This is a genomic window from Candidatus Curtissbacteria bacterium, assembly GCA_024654445.1.
Taxonomy (GTDB): Bacteria; Patescibacteriota; Microgenomatia; order Curtissbacterales; family GWA2-41-24; genus JANLHP01.
The window spans coordinates 1-2875 of the sequence record JANLHP010000008.1; the positions used below are offsets into that span (position 1 = coordinate 1).

The window sequence follows — 2875 nt, forward strand, 5'->3', positions numbered from 1 at the left end:
GCGCTCGAGAGAACCCTCGTTAAGGAACTCGGCAAAATCACTCCGTAACTTCGGGAGAAGGAGTGCCCCGAATTTATTCGGGGCCGCAGTGAAAAGGCCTGGGCGACTGTTTACTAAAAACACAAGTCTCTGCTAAGATTTATAATCAACGTATAGAGACTGACGCGTGCTCGATGCCAGAACGTTAAGGGGATGGGTTAGTGTTCGAAAGGATGCGAAGCTCAGAACCGAAGCGCTGGTGAATGGCGGCTCTAACTATGAGAGTCCTAAGGTAGCGAAGTTCCTTGTCAGATAATTACTGACGTGCATGAATCGCGTAACGACTTAGGTACTGTCTCAACGAGGGACTCGGCGAAATTGTAGTCGTGGTGAAGATGCCACGTACCCGCGGCAAGACGGAAAGACCCCGTGAACCTTTACTGTAGCCTATTATTGGGTTTTGGCACAGTATGCGTAGGATAGGTGGGAGACTATGAAGTCCCAGCTCTGGCTGGGGCAGAGTCGACGTTGAAATACCACTCTTACTATGTTAAAATTCTAACTAAACTCCGTGAATCCGGATTTGGGACAGTGATAGGTGGGCAGTTTGACTGGGGCGGTCTCCTCCTAAAGAGTAACGGAGGAGTCCAAAGGCTTCCTCAGTGCGCTTGGCAACCGCACGTAGAGTGTAAGGGCAGAAGGAAGCTTGACTGCGAGACCTATAAGTCGAGCAGATGTGAAAGCAGGGCCTAGTGATCCGGTGGTTGTGTGTGGAAACGCCATCGCTCAACAGATAAAAGGTACTCCGGGGATAACAGGCTGATCGCCCCCGAGCGTCCATAGCGGCGGGGCGGTTTGGCACCTCGATGTCGGCTCATCGCATCCTGGGGCTGGAGAAGGTCCCAAGGGTTCTGGAGTTCACAGATTAAAGCGGTACGCGAGCTGGGTTTAGACCGTCGTGAGACAGGTCGGTCCCTATCTGCCGTGGGTGGACGATATTTGAGGAGATCTGTCCTTAGTACGAGAGGACCGGGATGGACGTACCTCTGGTGAACCAGTTGTCGTGCTAACGGCATCGCTGGGTAGCTATGTACGGAATGGATAAATGCTGAAGGCATATAAGCATGAAGCCAACTCCAAAACTAGATATCGTTTTCCTTTATAGGAAGAGAGACACCTTGAAGATTACGAGGTTGATAGGCCAGAGGTGTAAGTATAGTAATATACTCAGCTGACTGGTACTAATTAGTCGAAAAGCTTGACTTTTTATTTTTACTCGTGCAAAGAGTCAATTGTTACCGTTAAGTTATTCATTATCTATATTTTTTCCGGTGGGCATAGTAAGATTGAAACACCCGTTCCCATTCCGAACACGGTAGTTAAGGTTCTTACGCCGATGGTACTGGTGAAAGCTGGGAGAGTAGGTTACTGCCGGGAATTATTATAAAAACCCGTCTCGAATTTTCGAGATGGGTTTTTTATTTAATTAAGCAAATTATTTTATACTTTATATAAATTTTAAGATGCTTGTATGCTTTCAAAAGAGGAAATATTTAAAGAATATCTAACATCGAGAAAATTGAAATTTACAGCCGAAAGACAGGCGATTTTAGATCGGGTGTTTGAAAACCACAAACATTTTGAGGCAGATGAATTGTTAGTCGATCTCAGACTAAACGACATGAAAATTTCAAAGGCTACGATTTATCGTACCTTGGCCTTGCTTGTAAAAAGTGGCTTATTAAGAGAAGTTATTTTTGGTGAAAGACATGCACACTATGAACATGTGTACGGACACGAACACCATGACCATTTGGTTTGCAATAATTGTGGAAAAATAATTGAATTTACAGAACACAGGATAGAAAAGCTTCAGGAAGAAGTTTGTAGAAAGAATAAATTTACGGCAGATTCTCATCGTTTGCAAATCCAGGGTTTATGTGAAGATTGCTGGGAAAAGAACGAAAAAGCAGTGGAATAAAAATATTATTGAGACGGGGGTATAATTATGTCACGCGTATGTGAATTATGTGGGAAAAAAACTCAGGTTGGAAATCAGATAGAACGGAGAGGGTTAGCTAAGTGGAAGGGTGGTGTAGGAAAGAAAATTACCGGCAAAACAAAAAGAACGTTTAAGCCGAATTTGCAGATGGTGAGGGCTAAGATTAACGGCTCAGCAAAGAGAATCAAGGTCTGTACTCGCTGTATTAGCGCTGGCAAAGTTGTGAAAGCATCGTCGTTTCGCTAAGGCCAAGCCAATATTTTAATGAAAATTGATAAAAAGACCATTGAATATATTGCAAATCTTTCCCGGATTGAACTTTCCGATCAGGAAAAAGAAGTGTTTATTCACCAGCTCAGTGATATATTGTCCTATATAGAAAAACTGAACAATTTAAATACTGAAGATATCAAACCAATGGCACACTCCATAAATACAACCAATGTATTTAGAGAGGATACATTGGAACCGCCAATTTCAAGAGAAGACGCCCTAAACAATGCTCCTTCCGCAATGGGTGTTTTTTTTAAAGTACCAAAAGTAATTGAATAAAAATATTCAGATAATAAGAGAAGCATCTTTGAGACTCTTAGGACTTACCGCACTCCAAATAAAAGAAAAAATATTATCCAGAGAAATACAAGCGACCGAACTTGTCGGGAAGCTATTTAAATGGATAAAAGATATCGAACCGAACATTCAATCCTTCATAACAATAAATGAAAAAGAAGCCTTAGAAAAAGCCTCAGAAATTGACAAAAAGATTGCGAGTCGTCAGAAGGTAGGATCGCTTGCAGGCATTCCGATCGCCGTTAAAGATAACATCTGCACAAAAAATTTAACCACTACCTGTGCTTCAAAGATCCTTCAAAATTTCATCCCCCCTTATGATGC

Annotated in this window: 4 protein-coding genes and 2 rRNA genes; all 6 read left to right on the forward strand. The window is 42.5% G+C overall.

Going from position 1 to position 2875, the window contains the following annotated elements; all coding sequences use genetic code 11:
- Positions 1-1245, forward strand: a 23S ribosomal RNA gene (locus tag NUV69_00660); the annotation flags it as partial.
- Between the two features lie 61 nt (positions 1246-1306).
- Positions 1307-1416, forward strand: a 5S ribosomal RNA gene (gene rrf, locus NUV69_00665).
- Positions 1417-1510: 94 nt separating this feature from the next.
- Positions 1511-1960, forward strand: coding sequence for a transcriptional repressor (locus tag NUV69_00670; protein MCR4324187.1), 450 nt, complete (start codon positions 1511-1513; stop codon positions 1958-1960).
- Positions 1961-1987: 27 nt separating this feature from the next.
- Positions 1988-2227, forward strand: a complete 240-nt coding sequence (rpmB, locus tag NUV69_00675) for a 50S ribosomal protein L28 (GenBank protein ID MCR4324188.1) — start codon at positions 1988-1990, stop codon at positions 2225-2227.
- Positions 2228-2245: 18 nt separating this feature from the next.
- Entirely contained in the window at positions 2246-2533 is a 288-nt protein-coding gene (gatC, locus tag NUV69_00680; protein ID MCR4324189.1) for an Asp-tRNA(Asn)/Glu-tRNA(Gln) amidotransferase subunit GatC, read from the forward strand.
- Positions 2526-2875, forward strand: a 350-nt coding sequence (locus NUV69_00685; protein ID MCR4324190.1) for an amidase family protein, incomplete at its 3' end; no start/stop codon positions are given. The genes gatC and NUV69_00685, both read left to right, overlap by 8 nt.

Coding starts and splice junctions, on each gene's coding strand:
- NUV69_00670 (MCR4324187.1), top strand. CDS start 1,511: ATGCTTTCAAAAGAGGAAATATTTAAAGAATATCTAACATCGAGAAAA.
- rpmB (MCR4324188.1), top strand. CDS start 1,988: ATGTCACGCGTATGTGAATTATGTGGGAAAAAAACTCAGGTTGGAAAT.
- gatC (MCR4324189.1), top strand. CDS start 2,246: ATGAAAATTGATAAAAAGACCATTGAATATATTGCAAATCTTTCCCGG.